Genomic DNA, 16,093 nt, shown 5'->3' with positions numbered 1-16,093 from the left:
CCGGGCGCCTGCTCAGAACCCCGGCGCCCGGCTGGTACGACGCGGGGCCCGGAACCCCGACGGGTCCTCGAGGTCGACGCGGTGGTCGAGCAGGTCCAGGCCGACGTCGTCGTGGGTGATCCACACCAGGCTGCGGGTGCGGGGCCCGCTCAGCAGCTCGGCGGCCAGGTCGGTCGCGGTCGCGTGGTCGAGGTGCGCGGTCGGCTCGTCGAGCACCAGCACCGGGTGGTCGGCCAGCAGGGACCGGGCGATCGCGATCCGGGCCCGCTCGCCGCCGGAGACCTGGGCGTGGCCGGTGCCGATCCAGGTGTCGAGGCCCTCGGGCAGGGAGTCCAGCCAGTCGCCGAGCCGTGCCCGGCGCAGCGCCCGCTCGACCTCGGCGTCGCTGGCGCCGGGCCGGGCGAAGCGGACGTTCTCCACGAGGGTGGAGGAGAAGACGTGGGGGTCGTCGTCGACCAGCCCGACCACGCGGTGGACGTCGTCGGGGTCCAGGCGGGTCATCGGGGTCCCGCCGAGCGCGACGGTGCCCTCGACCGGGTCGAGGAAGCGCAGCAGCAGGGCCGCCAGGGTGCTCTTGCCGGAGCCGGACGGGCCGACCACGCCGATCCGCTCGCCGGGGGCGATGTCGAGGTCGAGCCCGTCGAGGGGCCAGTGGTCCGTGGGGCGCTCGACGGCGGGGTCGTTGCCCCAGCCGGCGCGGACGCCGCGCACCGCCACGTCGTGGCCGCGGGGGAGCGGGTCGCGCAGCGTCACGCGCACCGCGGGGGGCGTGCGCTCGAGGGCGGTCAGCCGCTCGGTGGCGGCGCGGGTGCGTGCCGAGAGCGCGCCGGCCTCGGCGACCGGCACGATCGAGTCGGCCAGCGCGAGCGGCACCAGGATCAGCAGCGCGAGCACCGGGGCCGACACCTCGCCGGCGGCGTACGCCGGGGCGCCGCGCCAGGCCATCGCCGCGACGCCGATCCCGCAGGTGACGAGGACGGCGGCGCGGGCGGCGCCCAGCCAGGCGCCGGCACCCAGGGTGGCGCGGCCGAGGCGGTCGCTCAGCGTCCGGACCCGGCCGACCGCGCGGTCCTCGGCCTGCCACATCACCAGCTCGGGGGCGACCTGGGCGATCTCGACGGCCGCCTCGGAGAGTGCGGCGCGCTGGGCGACGGTGGTCCGCTCTGCGGTGCGGGCGCCGAGGCGGGCGAGCACCCAGGCGGCGACGCCCGCGGTGAGGCAGGTGGCCAGCACGATCCCGCCCGCGACCGGGAGGATCAGGCCGGCCACGACGGTGGCGCCGAGGGCGACCAGCACGAAGGAGCGCACCGGCAGCTTCACCCGCAGCGCGTCGTCGACGACGGAGTCGACGTCGTCGACCACGGAGGCGAGCAGGTCGCCGCGGCGCTTGCCCAGGCGCCCGGGCACGAGCGGGACGAGCGCGTCGTACACCTCCACCCGGCGCCGCGCGAGCATCCGCAGCGCGACGTCGTGGGAGTGCAGGCGCTCGACGTAGCGCAGCACCGGACGGGCCAGGCCGAAGGCCCGCACCCCGACCACGGCCATCATCAAGGTGAGCACCGGCGGGTGGGTGGAGGCCTGCACGATCAGCCAGCCGGCGGTCGCGGTCAGGGCGACGCCGGACAGCGAGGCCAGGGCGCCGACCGCGGTCGAGGCGCCGAGGCCGAGCCGCGAGGGCCGGTCGGTGGCGTCGTCGCCCGTTCCGTCCGGCTCGTCGGGCAGGGCGGGGGCGCCCCCGGCGGGCAGGGCGGCCGGCACGGTGTCGACGGGGCGGGGCCGGGCGGGGGCGGGCAGCGTGACGACGTGGTCGGCCAGCGCGACCAGGGCGGGTCGGTGGGCCACGACCACGACGGCCCGGTCCCGGGCCAGCTCGACGATGGTGTCGGCGATGACGCCCTCGGTCAGCTCGTCGAGGTGGGCGGTCGGCTCGTCGAGCAGCACCCAGGGCCGGTCGGCCAGCACGACGCGGGCGAGCGCGAGACGGGCCCGCTCACCGGCGGAGAGGCTGGCGCCGTCCTCGCCCAGCGGGCTCTCCAGCCCGGTGGGCAGGGCGCGGACGCGCTCCTCCAGGGCGACCCGGCGCAGCGCCTCCCACAGCTCGTCGTACGACGCGTCGGGGCGCGCGGCGCGCAGGTTGTCCGCGATCGAGCCCGCGACGAAGACGGGGCGCTGGGGGACCCAGGCGACCTGGCTGCGCCAGGCGGTCCCGCCGACCGCGCGGTCCCCGACCCGGACGGTGCCGGCGGTGGCCGGCACCAGCCCGACGACGGCGCCGAGCAGGGTGGACTTGCCGCAGCCCGAGGGCCCGACCAGCACGGTGACACCGCGGTCCGGGATGCGGGCGTCGACGTGGTCGAGGGCCGGGACGGTGCGGCCGGGGTGGAGGACGGTGAGGCCGCTCAGCACCAGGTCGCCGCGGGCCGGGGCGGGCGTGCCCGCGTCCTCCTCGGGGGCGGACTCCAGCAGGTCGTGGACCTGCTCGAAGGTCGCGACGCCCTCGGCGGCGGCGTGGAACTCCGCGCCCACCCGCCGCAGCGGCCAGTACGCCTCCGGGGCGAGCAGCAGCACGAGCAGCGCGGTCTCCAGCGGGAGGCCGTCGTGGGCCAGCCGGACGCCCACGGTGACCGCGACCAGGGCGACGGAGAGGGTGGCGACCAGCTCGAGGATCGCCGAGGAGGCGAAGGCGATGCGCAGGGTCGCGGCGCTGGCGCGCCGGTAGCGGTCGGTGGTGCGCGCGATGGTGTCGGACTGGACCCGGGCCCGGCGGTAGGCCACCAGCGTGGGCAGCCCGCGCACCACGTCGAGGAAGTGGCCCGACAGCGAGGACATCGCGCGCCACTGCTTCTCGGCCTTGTCGCGGGTGGCCACCCCGACCAGGGCGCCGAAGACCGGCACGAGCGGCAGGGTGAGCACGACGATGAGGGCGCTGAGCCAGTCCTGGGCGGCGATGACGACCACCGTCAGGGCCGGCAGCACCCCCGCCAGCACGACCGCGGGGAGGTAGCGGGTGAGGTACGGCTCGGCGGCGCTGATGCCGCGGGTGAGCAGCACCGCGTCGCCCGGCTCGGAGGTACGCCGCCGCAGCAGCGCCCCGGTCACCTCGCGGCGCAGGTGGGTGCCCACCACGGAGGCGGCCCGGGCCGCCGCGAGGTCGCCGACCCACGAGCACAGCGCCCGGGCCACGAAGACCCCCGCCACCGCGAGCGCCCACGCGCCGAGCGCCTCCCCGCGCACGGCCGCCACCACCAGCCCGGTCACCGCCCACGCCTGCCCGATGATGAGCACCGCCCCGACGAGGCCGGCGGCGAGCACCCCGGCCAGCGGGAGCCGTGCGGGGGCGAGGTGGACGCGCAGGCGCGGGTCGGTGGGCTTCATCGGGTGCTCCGGTCGGGGCGGTGGCGGACGGGGCTGGCGGTGCGGCTGGTGGTGCGCGGCGTGCGGTGCGGCTCAGTCGCGGGCGGCCGCGAGCTCGGCCTCGGGGATGTGGTGCACGGCGATCCGCTTGCGGAAGACCCAGTAGGTCCAGCCCTGGTACATCAGCACCAGCGGCGTGAAGATCACGGCCACCCAGGTCATGATCTTCAGCGTGTAGGTGGTCGCCGCGGCGTTGGTGGTGGTCAGGCTGGTGCCGTCGACCAGCGAGGTCGGCATCACGTCGGGGAACAGCGCCAGGAACAGCCCGGCGACCCCGAGGGCGATCGCGACGAAGGTGCCGAGGAAGCCCCAGCCCTCGCGCCCGGCCTGGACCGAGAGCAGCCCGACGACCAGCGCGAGGGCGGCGACGCCGAACGCGACGGCCGAGGTGGCGGTGCCGGTCTGCGCCTGGGTCCAGACGAGGAACGCCACGGTGACCACGGCGGCGGCCAGGCCGAAGCGGACCGCCAGGCCGCGCGCGGCGTACCGGATCGGGCCGTCGGTCTTGAGCGCGATGAACATCGCCCCGTGGGTCAGGAACAGCAGCAGCGTCATCGCACCGCCCAGCAGGGCGTAGGGGTTGAGCAGGTTGAAGAAGCCGCCGACGTACTCCAGGTCGGCGTCGATCGGGACACCGCGCAGGATGTTGGCGAAGGCCACGCCCCACAGCAGTGCCGGCGCGAACGAGCCGACGATGATCACGGCGTCCCAGCGCTTGCGCCAGGTCAGGTCGTCCTTCTTGTGCCGGTACTCGAAGGCCACGCCGCGCACGATCAGGGCCAGCAGGATCAGCAGCAGCGGCAGGTAGAAGCCGCTGAACAGCGTCGCGTACCACTCCGGGAAGGCGGCGAACGTCGCGCCGCCGGCGACCAGCAGCCAGACCTCGTTGCCGTCCCAGACCGGGCCGATGGTGTTGATCAGGACGCGGCGCTCGCGCTCGGAGCGACCCAGCACCGGCAGCAGCATGCCGACGCCGAAGTCGAAGCCCTCGAGGGCGAAGTAGCCCATCCACAGGATCGCGATGAGCGCGAACCAGACGGTGGTGAGTTCCATGTCTCTTGTTCTCTCTTCGTGCTCTCGAGGCTCAGTAGGCGAACGCGAACGGCTTGTCGTCGTCGTCCTTGGTCCGCACGCGCGGCAGGTCGTCCTCACTGATGTCCTCGGGGCCCTTGCGGATGGCCGCGAGCAGGAGCTTGACCTCGACCACCGCGAGGACGCCGTACACGAGGGTGAAGGCGATCAGCGAGGTGAGCACCTCGCCGGCGGTGACACCGGGGGAGACGGCCGACTGGGTGGTCATCAGCCCGAAGACGGCCCACGGCTGGCGGCCCATCTCGGTGAAGATCCAGCCGGTCGAGTTCGCGAAGAGGGGCATGAACGGCAAGAGCATCATCGCGGTGTAGAGCAGCCGGCTCTGGGGGATCCGGCCGCGTCGGGTCGCCCAGAGCACCCAGGCGGCGACGACCATCGCGGCGAAGCCGAGGCCCATCATGAACCGGAAGGTCCAGTAGGTGACGGGGATGTTGGGCGTGTAGTCGCCGGCGGAGTAGTACGTCGACCCGGGGTCCTGCCCGTAGGTCTCCTGGTACTGCTCGCGCAGCTCGTCGATGCCCTTGACCTCGCCGTCCCAGGTGCCGGTGGCCAGGAAGGACAGCAGGTTCGGGACGGTGACGGAGAACTTCTCCTCCTTGCCGTCCGGGGTGCCGACGGTGAAGACCGAGAACGCCGCTGGCTGCTCCGTCTCGTAGAGCGCCTCCGCGGCCGCCATCTTCATCGGCTGGACGTCGGTCATGATCTTGCCCTGGATGTCGCCGACGCCGACCACGCCGGCGCCGCTGACCAGCACCACGACCGCGGCCGTGCGCAGGGACTTGCGCCACATGGTGGCGTCGGGAGAGCCGTCGCGGTGCTTGCGCAGGTGCCAGAAGGCGACGGCGCCGACCAGCGCGGCGGCGGTCATGTACGCGGCCAGGATGACGTGCGGGAAGGTAACCAGCTGGACCTTGTTGAGCAGCACCGCGGCGAAGTCGTTCATCTCCGCGCGTCCGGTGTCGGGGTTGAACGCGTAGCCGACCGGGTGCTGCATCCAGGAGTTCGCGGCGAGGATGAAGTAGGCCGAGAACAGGGTGCCGAGGTGCACGATCCACATGCAGGCGGCGTGCAGCTTGGCCGGCAGCCGGTCCCAGCCGAAGATCCACAGGCCCAGGAAGGTCGACTCGAGGAAGAACGCCAGCAGGCCCTCGATGGCGAGCGGCGCCCCGAAGACGTCACCGACGAAGCGGGAGTAGTCCGACCAGTTCATCCCGAACTGGAACTCCTGCACGATGCCGGTCACGACACCGATGGCGAAGTTGATCAGGAAGAGCTTGCCGAAGAACTTCGCCAGCCGCAGGTACATCGGGTTGCGGGTGCGCAACCACGCGGTCTCGTAGCCGGCGACCATCGCCGAGAGTCCGATCGTGATCGGGACGAAGAGGAAGTGGTAGACCGTCGTGATGGCGAACTGCCATCTCGCGATGTCGAGCGGGTCCACGGGTGCTCCTGTGCAGGGAGGGCTGTTGGGTCGTACCCGACAGTAGGAATCGCCGCCCGCAAGCCCCACGGTCCGCTGTCCCGTGTGCGCGGGACCTTCGTCCTCGGCGCTGTCGCCCCGGCCCCTTGTCGTGTCGTACGACGCGGCTCAGGGCAGCAGCACGTCGTCGAGCGGACGCCGCGGCGTGGCGTGGTGGGTGCTGCGGGAGATCTCCAGCCAGCCGACCCGCACCACGAGGTGCGGCACCATCCGGTCGCCGAGCACGTCGTGCTGCAGGGCGTGCCGGGTCTCGTCGACCTCCACCACCTGGCTGAGCGGGACCACCGCCAGGCCGGTGCGGGTCGCGAGGAGCCACAGCGCGCTGAGGCCCTCGCCGGTGCGCAGCCAGGACCCCGTGGTGTCGTCGGGGCCGCCGAGCACCAGGACGCCGTCGGAGGCCTCGACCGGCTCGCGGGCGGAGCCGATGCCGCCCTGGGCGAAGCGGTGGCGGCGCAGCGCGCCGAGGCCGACCTCGGGCACCGAGGCCGACGGGATCCCGTCGTCGCGGCTGTGGTCGATCCACGCGCGCTGCTCGGCGAGGAGGCCGTCGTCGCCCTCCTGGGCGCTCATCGCGCGCCCGATCAGCAGCTCGAGGCGGAACCGGGCGGCGGCGTCGACCACCGGCTCCCCGGGACCGCCGTGCTCGCGGGCCTCGCTCGCCAGGTGGTCCAGGCGCTCCGGGGGCACCGGCCACGAGGTGAACCGGCGGCGGTCGGTGCGCCGCTCGCGGATCGCCTGGAGGTCGCCGGCGGGGTCGCTGTGGTCGGCCCGGGCGGTCCGATCGGCCTGGGCGGCCTCGCCACGGCGCAGCCGGATCCGGGCCAGCAGGTCCGGCTGTGCGGGGTCGGGGAGACGGGTCACGTCGGGGACCCAGCCCAGCGCGCGGGCGGCGACCTGGGCGTGGTGCAGCGCGGCGCCGCAGCTCAGCGCGAGGTTGCGACCGGACGGATCGGCGGCGGCGAGGGCGCGCGATCGGTCGGCGTACAGCTCGAGCGTGGTGTCCTCGACGCGCCAGCGCCACGGCTGGGTGTTGTGGACGCTCGGGGCGCGGCAGGCCAGCACGACGATGTCGCAGGGGTCTCCGGTCAGGACCGAGTGCGGGTCCGGCGCCGAGGGGAGGTGGGCAGGGGAGGTGGCGCGACCGATGTCGGCCAGGGTGCCCATGGTGCGCTCCTCACGTGCGGCTGGCGTCCGGATCCGCGGGATCGGTCCCGTGCGTCGTCGCCGCCCCACTGCCACCCAGCGTGCGGGGTCCGAGCCGTGCGCCACAGGGCCGATGGTCCCGGGGGCCCGGGACCATCCGCCGGGCGGTGTCCGACGAGGCTGGGCGGGCGGGTCGGGAAGCCGGTAGGTTCGGCGCATGGCAGAGCCACGCACCGCGCCGATCCGCGTCTTCCTGCTCGACGACCACGAGATCGTGCGGCGCGGGATCAAGGACCTCCTCGAGAGCGAGGGTGACGTCGAGGTGGTCGGCGAGTCCGGGCTGGCCAAGGAGGCGGCCGCTCGCATCCCCGCGCTGCGTCCCGACGTCGCGATCCTGGACGGCCGGCTGCCCGACGGCTCCGGCATCGACGTGTGCCGCGAGGTCCGCTCGCTGGACCCCTCGATCCACGCGCTGATCCTCACCTCCTACGACGACGACGAGGCCCTGTTCGCCGCGATCATGGCCGGCGCCGCCGGCTACCTGCTCAAGCAGGTGCGCGGCAACGACCTCATCGACACGGTCCGCCGGGTCGCCGACGGCCAGTCCATGCTCGACCCCGCCGTGACCGCGCAGGTGCTGGAGCGGCTGCGCAGCGGTCCGCCGCGCGACTCCAACCTGGAGCGCCTCACCAGCCAGGAGCAGAAGATCCTCGACCTGATCGCCGAGGGGATGACCAACCGTCAGATCGCCGAGCACATGTTCCTGGCCGAGAAGACGATCAAGAACTACGTCTCCTCGCTGCTGGCCAAGCTCGGCCTCGACAGCCGCACCCAGGCCGCGATCTACGCCACCAAGCACCGACACTGAGCCGGCTCAGCCCGACACCAGCCGGCGTCCGGTGATCGAGCGCGGCACCACCTCGACCCACACCGGGCGCGGACCGGTCGGCCACGTCTGCAGGTCCGGGGGGTTCGGGCCCTCGCGGCCCGGGTAGACCAGCCGCGCCGTGCCCTCGACGACGACGCTCCAGCCCGCCCGGGTGCGGTCGTCGAGGTCGTCGGCCTCGTAGGCGACCGGGCTGTCGTCGATCTGCTGCGCGAGCGCGGAGTACGCCGTGGTGCGCAGCCACAGCACCCCGTCGCTGACCGTGTGGTTCACCGGGCGGATCGAGGGCCCGTGGGGGCCCGACCAGGCGATCCGGCCGAGCTCGCGGGAGGTCAGCAGCTCCCAGCACTCCGCCTCGCCGAGCTCGACGAGCGGGCCGGTGCCCCACCGCAAGACGTCGTCGTGTGTCGTGTCCATGCTTCCTCCGATCGTCGGACCCTCTGCAGGCCATGGTGCCCCGCGCCCGGTCGTCGGGTGCCCGAGACCTCGCAGCGTTGCTAACCTCGACCATCCGGCCGGGGCCGACCGGAGCCCCACCGACCGTGTCGCCCCGGGACCTGCCGAGGAGGACACGCCGATGGCGCAGAGCGAGGGCCCGCCCGAGGACCCGTACGCGCAGGAGCCGACCCCGGACCCGGGGTCCGCTCCCGCGGCCGCGCTCGGCGACGCACCGTTCGACGACCTCCTGCGCGAGGTCCTCAGCCGGGTCGGGGGAGTGCTCGACGAGCAGGCCCGGCTGCGGCTGCTGCTCGACGCCGTGGTGGCGATGGCCGCCGACCTCAGCCTCGACGGTGTCCTCACCCGGATCGTGGAGGTCGCCAGCCGCCTCGTCGACGCCCGGTACGCCGCCCTGGGCGTGCTCGGCAGCGGCCCCGACAAGCGGCTGCGGACCTTCATCCACCACGGGATGGACGAGACGTTGGTCAAGGAGATCGGGGCGCTGCCGGACGGCCACGGGCTGCTCGGCCTGATCATCGACCGCCCCGAGCCGCTGCGCCTGCACGACATCGCCGCGCACCCCGCGTCGTACGGCTTCCCGCCCCACCACCCGCCGATGCACTCGCTGCTCGGGGTGCCGGTGCGGATCCGCGACAAGGTGTTCGGCAACCTCTACCTGACCGAGAAGGCCGGCGGCGGGGACTTCACCGAGTCCGACGAGGAGATCGTCGTCGCGCTGGCGGCCGCCGCTGGCGTCGCGATCGAGAACGCCCGGCTCTACGAGGAAGCCGCGCGGCGGGAGCGCTGGCTCGCCGCCACCGCCGAGATCACCGGCCTGCTCGCCGGGTCGGTGCACGGGCTGGACGCCCTGCAGGCGGTCGCCGACCGGGCCCGGGAGGTCGCGGAGGCCGACCTGGCCTGGATCGTCACCGGCTCCGGGGAGGAGGACGACCTGGTGCTGCAGGTGGTGGCGCGCACCGGCGGCTCCGTGCCCGGCACCCGCGCCTCGGCGGCCGCCGAGCACACCCGCACCGTGGTGCGCTCGGGGACGGCGCTCTCCTTGGACCGGCTCTCCCTCGAGGACGGCGGCCAGGGCCCGGCGGTCATCGTCCCGCTGCGCACCCCGGACGGGGTGGAGGGCGCCCTCGGCCTGGCCTGGACCCCCGAGAACGCCGCCCTGCACCACGAGATCGACCCGCAGCTGCCGGCCAGCTTCGCCGAGCACGCCGCGCTCGCGCTCCAGGTCGCCCGCGCCCACTCCGACCAGCAGCGCCTGGCGCTGTTCGAGGACCGCGACCGGATCGCCCGCGACCTGCACGACCTGGTCATCCAGCGGCTCTTCGCGATCGGGTTGACCCTGCAGAGCACCGCCCGCACCTCCGACGACGCCGAGGTGGCGCAGCGCCTGGAGGGCAGCGTCGACGAGCTCGACGCCACCATCAAGGACATCCGCCGCTCGATCTTCGCCCTCGGGGCGATGGAGCACGCGTCCGACATCCAGGCCGAGGTCACCCGGATGGTCGACCGCGCGGCCGGCACCTTGAAGTTCCGCCCCGTACTGCGCTTCGCCGGACCGGTGCGCACCCTGGTCTCCGAGAACGTCGCGCCGCACCTGCTGGCGGTGCTCGGCGAGGCGCTGTCCAACGCCAGCCGCCACGCGGAGGCGCGCGGGGTGGACGTGAGCCTGACCGCGGGCGCCGAGATCGTCCTGCGGGTCGCCGACGACGGCCGGGGGCTGCCGCCCGACGTGCGCGAGAGCGGCCTGGGCAACATGCGCCGCCGTGCCGAGGAGCTCGGCGGGCGCTGTGAGGTGCGCAGCGCGCCGGGCGAGGGCACCACGCTGACCTGGGTCGTGCCGAGCAGTCGCTGAACGGCCTGTGACGGGTCCCCCGTCCCGGCGCACCCGGGACGTTGGGCCCTGTGCCCGGCCGCGCCGGCCCCGTGAGGATTCACGTGTCCAGCCCGCCACCAGCACAGGAGCAGCGATGGTCGCCGAGCAGCGCTCCGAGGCCCGCCAGGACGCCACGAGGAACCTCGTCGCGGTCGGCGTCGACGGCACCGCCCGCAGCTCCGGCGCGATCCGGTACGCCGCGGACGAGGCGGTCCGCGGCGGCGCGGTGCTGCGCCTGGTCCACGTGAGCCCGTGGTACGTGCCGATGGCGCCGCTGCCGCTGACCCTGGAGGATCTCCAGACCACCGCCCGTGAGGTCCTGGAGGCGGCCACCCGCGAGGCGCTGGACCGCCAGAGCGTGCTGCCCCTCGAGACCGAGCACGAGACCGGGTCGCGGGTCACGGGGCTGCTGAAGGGCGCCTCCGGGGCCCGCCTGCTGGTCCTGGGCCGCGAGACCCGCAGCGGTGTCGAGCGGATGGCCGCCGGCGCCACCACCACCTCGGTCGCCGCTCGCGCGGAGAGCACGGTCGTCGTGGTCCCCGACAGCTGGGACGGCTCCGCCGCGCACGGCCGGGTGCTGCTCGGCATCAAGCGCGCGGCCACCTCGCCGTACCTCCTGGCGCGGGCCTTCAAGCTCGCCCGCGAGCGCGGCGCCACGCTGGTCGTGGTGCACGCCTGGCGGATGCCCGACGCCTACACCGACCTGATCGCCCGGCGGGTGCGGCCCGAGGAGTGGCGCGCGGAGGGCCTGCGGATGCTCACCTCGCTGCTGACCCCGTGGCGCGCGGAGTACCCCGACGTCGAGGTCGAGATGAACGTCGACCACGGCACCGCCGTGGACGTCCTGGTGCGGCACAGCGCCCGCGCCGACGCCGTCGTGGTGGTGCGCCACCCACGTGACGCGACCCGCCCGCGGTCGCTCGGCAGCGTGCCCCGGGCGATGCTGCGCTACTCCGCGGCGCCGGTCGAGGTGGTCCCGGACGGTCCCGAGGAGGACCTGGTGCCGGGGCTGGTGCTCGAGGAGGACGGCCAGATCCTGCGCTGAGACAGACTCCTTCTCCTGGGCTTGAGGGAGCCTCGGGAGGAGGTACGGCGGCCCGCGTGCGGGGAGCGGTGGTCGAGCACGCTCCCACCGCAGCCTTGAGGGAGGCCCCCCGCCCGGGCCGCCGTTGTTCCCCCCCCACGCCGAGTCGGCCCGAATGGTTGCGCGAGTCGGCCCGAATGGCGCACCGAGTCGGCGCTCGTGGCGGCGCGAGAACGCCGACGCGCCCCCGGCCGGTGGCCGGGGGCGCGCGAGCGGTGCAGGACGGGTCAGGCGTCGGTGCCGAGGACCGCGCGCGCGGCCTCGAGGCGGGCGACCGGGACCCGGAACGGCGAGCAGGACACGTAGTCCAGGCCGACGGTCTCGAAGAAGTGGATCGAGACCGGGTCGCCGCCGTGCTCGCCGCACACGCCGACCTTGAGGTCGGGCTTGGTGGCGCGGCCCTTCTGGGTCCCCATCTCGACCATGCCGCCGACGCCGCGCTGGTCGAGCGACTCGAACGGCGAGACGTCGAAGATGCCGTGCTCGAAGTACTTCGAGAAGAACGCCGACTCGACGTCGTCGCGCGAGAAGCCCCACGCCATCTGGGTCAGGTCGTTGGTGCCGAAGGAGAAGAACTCCGCCGACGCCGCGATCCGGTCGGCGAGGAACGCCGCGCGCGGCAGCTCGATCATGGTGCCGACCTTGACGTCGATCTCGACGCCGCGGGAGGCCTGCACCTCCTCGGCGACCGCGAGGATGTCGCGCTTGACGACGTCGAGCTCGCGCACGCTGGCGACCAGCGGGACCATGATCTCGGGCAGCGGGGTGCCGCCGGCCTCGATGCGGTCGGCGGCGGCCTCCAGGATCGCCCGCGCCTGCATCACGAACAGGCCGGGGATCTGGATGCCGAGCCGGACGCCGCGCAGGCCGAGCATCGGGTTCTGCTCGTGCAGGCGGCGTACGTGGTCGAGCAGTCGTACGTCGTGCTCGTCGGCTCCGCCGGCGGCCTCGGCGAGCGCCACCTTGACCGACAGCTCGGTGTAGTCGGGGAGGAACTCGTGCAGCGGCGGGTCGATGAGGCGGATGGTGACCGGCAGGCCGTCCATCGCCTCGAGGATGCCGGCGAAGTCCGCGCGCTGGAGCGGCAGCAGCGCGTCGAGAGCGGCCTCCTGCCCGGCGGCGTCCTCGGCCACGATCAGGTGCTCGACGAGCTCGCGGCGGTCACCGAGGAACATGTGCTCGGTGCGGCACAGGCCGATGCCCTCGGCGCCGAAGCGGCGGGCGCGGGCGGCGTCCTCGGCGGTGTCGGCGTTGGCGCGCACCTTCATGCGGCGCCGGGAGTCGGCGTGGGCCATGACCTCGTCGACGGCCAGCACGACGTCGGCGTCGACGTCCTCACCCTCGAAGTAGCGCACCACGTCGGAGGGGGAGACCGGCACCGCGCCGGCGAAGACCTCGCCGGTCGCGCCGTCGATGGAGATGACGTCACCCTCGCGCAGCTCGCCGCCGCCGCGCACCCGGACGACCTTGGCCTCCACGTCGACGTCGAGCGCCTCGGCGCCGCACACGCAGGTGCGGCCCATGCCGCGGGCGACGACGGCGGCGTGGCTGGTCTTGCCGCCGCGGCTGGTCAGGATGCCCTGGGCGGCGACCATGCCGGCGAGGTCGGAGGGGTTGGTCTCCTTGCGGACCAGGATGACGTCCTCGCCGCGCTCGACCCACGCGACCGCGGTGGGGGAGTCGAAGACGACCTTGCCGACCGCGGCGCCGGGGGAGGCGTTCATGCCGGTCGCGATGAGGGTCTTGTCCGCGGTGGCGTCGAAGCGGGGGAACATCAGGCTGGCCAGCTGCGGGCCGGTCACGCGGGACAGCTGCTCGTCGGCCTCGATGAGGCCCTCGTCGCGCATGTGGCGCGAGATGCGGAACGCTGCGCCGGGGGTGCGCTTGCCGACGCGGGTCTGCAGCATCCACAGCTTGCCGCGCTCGACGGTGAACTCGATGTCGCACATGTCGCGGTAGTGGTTCTCCAGCTGCGCCATGATCGCGATCAGGTCGTCGTACGACGTCTTGTCGAGCTTCTCGAAGTCGGCGAGCGAGACGGTGTTGCGGATGCCCGCGACGACGTCCTCGCCCTGGGCGTTCTGCAGGTAGTCGCCGTAGACGCCCTGGTTGCCGGACGCGGGGTCGCGGGTGAAGGCGACGCCGGAGCCGGAGTCCATGCCGAAGTTGCCGAACACCATGGCCTGCACGTTGACGGCGGTGCCGAGGTCCTCGGGGATCCGCTCGCGGCGGCGGTAGAGGCGGGCGCGGTCGGTGTTCCAGGAGTTGAAGACCGCGCGGACCGCGAGGTCGAGCTGCTCGCGGGCGTCCTGCGGGAACTCGCGGCCGGCCTCGTCGCGGATGATCTGCTTGAAGGTCTCCACGAGGGCGCGGAGGTCGCCGGCGTCGAGGTCGAGGTCGGCGGTGGTGCCCTTGGCCGACTTGGCGGCGTCGAGGGCACGGGAGAAGTGCTCGGAGTCGATGTGCAGGACGGTGCCGCCGAACATCGACAGCAGGCGGCGGTAGGAGTCGAGGGCGAACCGCTCGTCGCCGCTGAGCCGCGCGAGGCCGTGGACGGACTCGTCGTTGAGGCCGATGTTGAGGACGGTCTCCATCATCCCGGGCATGGAGAACTTCGCGCCCGAGCGCACCGAGACCAGCAGCGGGTCGGCGGCGTCGCCGAGGCGTCGACCCATCGTGTCCTCGAGCGCGGTCAGCCGGGCGGTCACCTGCTCGGCGAGCTCGGTCGGCTCCGTGCCAGCGGTCAGGTAGGCGCGGCAGGCGTCGGTGGAGATGGTGAAACCTGGTGGCACGGGTAGCCCCAGGTTGGTCATCTCGGCGAGGTTGGCTCCTTTGCCTCCCAGAAGGTCCTTCTGGTCCTTGTTTCCCTGCGCGAAGTCGTAGACATAGACGGTCACCGGGTCATCTTGACCGCTGAGGACGTCCCCATGCGCCGATCTCGCACTACGTGGACAATCCGGGTGGCAAGGCTCAGCAGACGTCGCGGTGCCAGGCGCCCAGCTCGCGCACCCAGGGCTCCGCGCGCAGCGCGATCCGCGGGCTCCGGAAGCTCGCCGTGACGCTGGCCCGGTCGCTCCCGCTGTCCGCGTCGTACGACGTGAGGCGGGGGGTGGTCCCGTGCCTGTCGGCCAGCGCGAGCGACTCCTCGCCGAAGGCGCCCATGTCGACGCTGTCCTTGCACCGCTCGCTGAGCAGCTCGAACGCCGTCGGAGCGTCGCCGGTGGTGAAGGCGACGTGGTACGCCGTGACCGCCACGCGGAGGTCGGTGTCCACCGCCGGGGGCTGCGCGGCGGGAGCCGTCGGGGTGGCCACCGGTGCGGTGGTCGCGGGCGTGGAGGCCGGCGCGCTCGCGCTCGGCGAGGACGGCGCGGAGGGCTGGGACGGGCTCGCGGACGCGGACGCCGAGGTGCTCGTGCTCGCGCTCTCGCTGGGGCTCACCGAGGGCGTGCCCGGGGCGGGGCTCGTCGGCGTCGCCGTCGCGCTGTCGCTGACCGGGACCGTGGGCGCCTGGTCCTCGGAGTCGGACCCGCAGCCGACCAGGGCGGCTGCCAGGGTGCCGGTCAGGAGAGCGGGGAGGAGCAGGGGAACCAAGCGCTGACGCATGGCTCGATGCTAGGCGGCGACGCCGACAGGGCGGGTGGTCGCACCCGCGTGAGGCGCGCGAGTCTTCGGTAGGCCCCGTGGGACTCGAACCCACAACCAAGAGATTAAAAGTCTCCTGCTCTGCCAATTGAGCTAGGGGCCCGGGGTATGGGGAAAACTCTCGCCAAATTCCGGGGGAGAACCCTGGGAAGAAGGGAAGGGAAAACCCACACTCCGGCCCTCAGGCTAGTGGAGTGTGGGTGTGGTGGTTCAGGGGGGCGAGGCTGCGGCGTCGGGTCAGCGCAGGCGGCGGTGCAGGACCTGCCACGGCGTTCCGTAGTAGGTGGCGGCGTCGAGGAAGGTCGCGGTGTCGTGGGTGGTGCGGATGGCCGACCAGACGCGGATCTTCTCGGGGGTGAGGCCGGTGGTGCTGAGGCCGGTGGGGTGGATGAGCTTCTTGAGGTGGGCCGATGTGGTGACGCGGGCCGAGTCGCTGTCGAGGGTCTGGTAGCCGGAGTAGAACGGTGATCGGTCCGAGCCTCCGAAGCCTTCCTCTCGGTAGAGGCGGAACGCCTCGGCTGCCCAGGGGTCGAGGGGGTTGGTGCGTGCTGCGACTGCGTTACCTGGCTTGTCCGCGGTCACGCCGCGGAGGTGGAGGTGGGTCTCGGTGGCGTCGGTCAGCTTGAGGTGGGGGACTTCGGCGACGGCGGCTCCGCTGCTGTAGGCGGCCAGGATGGCGGCTGTCAGGCCGTTGCAGCGTGCGGTGTCGCCGTGGTGGGCGGCGAGACGCAGGATGAGGATCTCGTCGTGGGTGGCGCACGCCCGCAGGGGCAGGACTGGTGCCCAAATCTGCGATGGAACACGCCGTCTCTTGAGAACAACGGCCAACGGCGCGGTCTCGGGCCGTCATGAGAGCAGCTTTGTGCCTCGGAGTCGCTGGTGGAGGTCTCCTCCCGGGGACTGCCCCCGGTCTTGTTGACACTCGGGGTTTGCGGGGATCAGGCCGCTTCTGAGATCGCGTAGATCATCTCAAACTCGACCGGGGTGAGCTTGCCGAGGCCTCGTTGGCGACGCCGGCGGTTG

Annotated in this window: 12 protein-coding genes and 1 tRNA gene; 4 read left to right on the top strand and 9 right to left on the bottom strand. The window is 73.5% G+C overall.

Annotated elements, in window-relative coordinates; all coding sequences use genetic code 11:
* Positions 1-12: 12 nt before the first annotated feature.
* From cydD to HOQ23_RS08930, 4 genes are all read right to left on the bottom strand, one after another.
* On the bottom strand, positions 13-3,375 hold the full coding sequence (cydD, locus tag HOQ23_RS08945; RefSeq protein WP_172213936.1) for a thiol reductant ABC exporter subunit CydD: 3,363 nt from the start codon (positions 3,373-3,375) through the stop codon (positions 13-15).
* A 72-nt stretch (positions 3,376-3,447) separates the two neighbouring features.
* Positions 3,448-4,467, bottom strand: coding sequence for a cytochrome d ubiquinol oxidase subunit II (cydB, locus tag HOQ23_RS08940; protein WP_172213934.1), 1,020 nt, complete (start codon positions 4,465-4,467; stop codon positions 3,448-3,450).
* Between the two features lie 31 nt (positions 4,468-4,498).
* The gene (locus tag HOQ23_RS08935) at positions 4,499-5,947 is read right to left on the bottom strand and encodes a cytochrome ubiquinol oxidase subunit I (RefSeq protein ID WP_172213932.1); all 1,449 of its coding nucleotides are present in this window, start codon (positions 5,945-5,947) and stop codon (positions 4,499-4,501) included.
* A gap of 147 nt (positions 5,948-6,094) precedes the next feature.
* On the bottom strand, positions 6,095-7,150 hold the full coding sequence (locus HOQ23_RS08930; RefSeq protein ID WP_172213930.1) for an NAD(P)H nitroreductase: 1,056 nt from the start codon (positions 7,148-7,150) through the stop codon (positions 6,095-6,097).
* 196 nt (positions 7,151-7,346) lie between these two features.
* Here HOQ23_RS08930 and HOQ23_RS08925 point away from each other — a divergent pair, with 196 nt between their 5' ends.
* Positions 7,347-7,997 (top strand): response regulator transcription factor, encoded by a 651-nt coding sequence (locus tag HOQ23_RS08925; RefSeq protein WP_172213928.1) that lies wholly within the window; start codon positions 7,347-7,349, stop codon positions 7,995-7,997.
* A gap of 6 nt (positions 7,998-8,003) precedes the next feature.
* On the opposite strand, the gene HOQ23_RS08920 is transcribed toward HOQ23_RS08925, so the two are convergent.
* Positions 8,004-8,432: a pyridoxamine 5'-phosphate oxidase family protein gene (locus HOQ23_RS08920; RefSeq protein WP_172213926.1), complete on the bottom strand. Its 429-nt coding sequence runs from the start codon at positions 8,430-8,432 to the stop codon at positions 8,004-8,006.
* A gap of 160 nt (positions 8,433-8,592) precedes the next feature.
* Here HOQ23_RS08920 and HOQ23_RS08915 point away from each other — a divergent pair, with 160 nt between their 5' ends.
* Entirely contained in the window at positions 8,593-10,323 is a 1,731-nt protein-coding gene (locus HOQ23_RS08915) for a GAF domain-containing sensor histidine kinase (RefSeq protein WP_172213924.1), read from the top strand.
* A gap of 115 nt (positions 10,324-10,438) precedes the next feature.
* Entirely contained in the window at positions 10,439-11,389 is a 951-nt protein-coding gene (locus HOQ23_RS08910; protein WP_172213922.1) for a universal stress protein, read from the top strand.
* 266 nt (positions 11,390-11,655) lie between these two features.
* Here the strand turns inward: HOQ23_RS08910 and ppdK are convergent, their stop codons facing one another.
* On the bottom strand, positions 11,656-14,325 hold the full coding sequence (gene ppdK / locus HOQ23_RS08905; protein WP_172213920.1) for a pyruvate, phosphate dikinase: 2,670 nt from the start codon (positions 14,323-14,325) through the stop codon (positions 11,656-11,658).
* Positions 14,326-14,398: 73 nt separating this feature from the next.
* The gene (locus HOQ23_RS08900) at positions 14,399-14,701 is read right to left on the bottom strand and encodes a hypothetical protein (protein WP_172213918.1); all 303 of its coding nucleotides are present in this window, start codon (positions 14,699-14,701) and stop codon (positions 14,399-14,401) included.
* Here HOQ23_RS08900 and HOQ23_RS08895 point away from each other — a divergent pair.
* Positions 14,694-15,026 carry a hypothetical protein gene (locus HOQ23_RS08895; RefSeq protein WP_172213916.1) on the top strand — a complete coding sequence of 111 codons (333 nt, stop codon included), beginning with the start codon at positions 14,694-14,696 and terminating at the stop codon, positions 15,024-15,026. The genes HOQ23_RS08900 and HOQ23_RS08895 overlap by 8 nt on opposite strands.
* Before the next feature lie 74 nt (positions 15,027-15,100).
* Here HOQ23_RS08895 and HOQ23_RS08890 read toward each other — a convergent pair.
* Together HOQ23_RS08890 and HOQ23_RS08885 are read right to left on the bottom strand one after the other, a co-directional pair.
* A tRNA-Lys gene (locus HOQ23_RS08890) sits at positions 15,101-15,173 on the bottom strand.
* A gap of 134 nt (positions 15,174-15,307) precedes the next feature.
* Complete coding sequence (locus tag HOQ23_RS08885) at positions 15,308-15,898, bottom strand: hypothetical protein (protein ID WP_172213914.1); 591 nt, start codon at positions 15,896-15,898, stop codon at positions 15,308-15,310.
* Positions 15,899-16,093: the final 195 nt, after the last annotated feature.

The organism is Nocardioides sp. zg-DK7169, from assembly GCF_013155365.1.
In the GTDB taxonomy this organism is placed as follows: domain Bacteria; phylum Actinomycetota; class Actinomycetes; order Propionibacteriales; family Nocardioidaceae; genus Nocardioides.
Note: the sequence above shows the minus strand (reverse complement) of the source record. Positions and strands in the feature narration are given on the sequence as shown.

What these genes read in the sequence shown, in the direction of transcription:
- cydD (WP_172213936.1), bottom strand. Translation starts at nt 3,375, where the DNA reads ATGAAGCCCACCGACCCGCGCCTGCGCGTCCACCTCGCCCCCGCACGG.
- cydB (WP_172213934.1), bottom strand. Translation starts at nt 4,467, where the DNA reads ATGGAACTCACCACCGTCTGGTTCGCGCTCATCGCGATCCTGTGGATG.
- HOQ23_RS08930 (WP_172213930.1), bottom strand. Translation starts at nt 7,150, where the DNA reads ATGGGCACCCTGGCCGACATCGGTCGCGCCACCTCCCCTGCCCACCTC.
- HOQ23_RS08925 (WP_172213928.1), top strand. Translation starts at nt 7,347, where the DNA reads ATGGCAGAGCCACGCACCGCGCCGATCCGCGTCTTCCTGCTCGACGAC.
- HOQ23_RS08920 (WP_172213926.1), bottom strand. Translation starts at nt 8,432, where the DNA reads ATGGACACGACACACGACGACGTCTTGCGGTGGGGCACCGGCCCGCTC.
- HOQ23_RS08915 (WP_172213924.1), top strand. Translation starts at nt 8,593, where the DNA reads ATGGCGCAGAGCGAGGGCCCGCCCGAGGACCCGTACGCGCAGGAGCCG.
- HOQ23_RS08910 (WP_172213922.1), top strand. Translation starts at nt 10,439, where the DNA reads ATGGTCGCCGAGCAGCGCTCCGAGGCCCGCCAGGACGCCACGAGGAAC.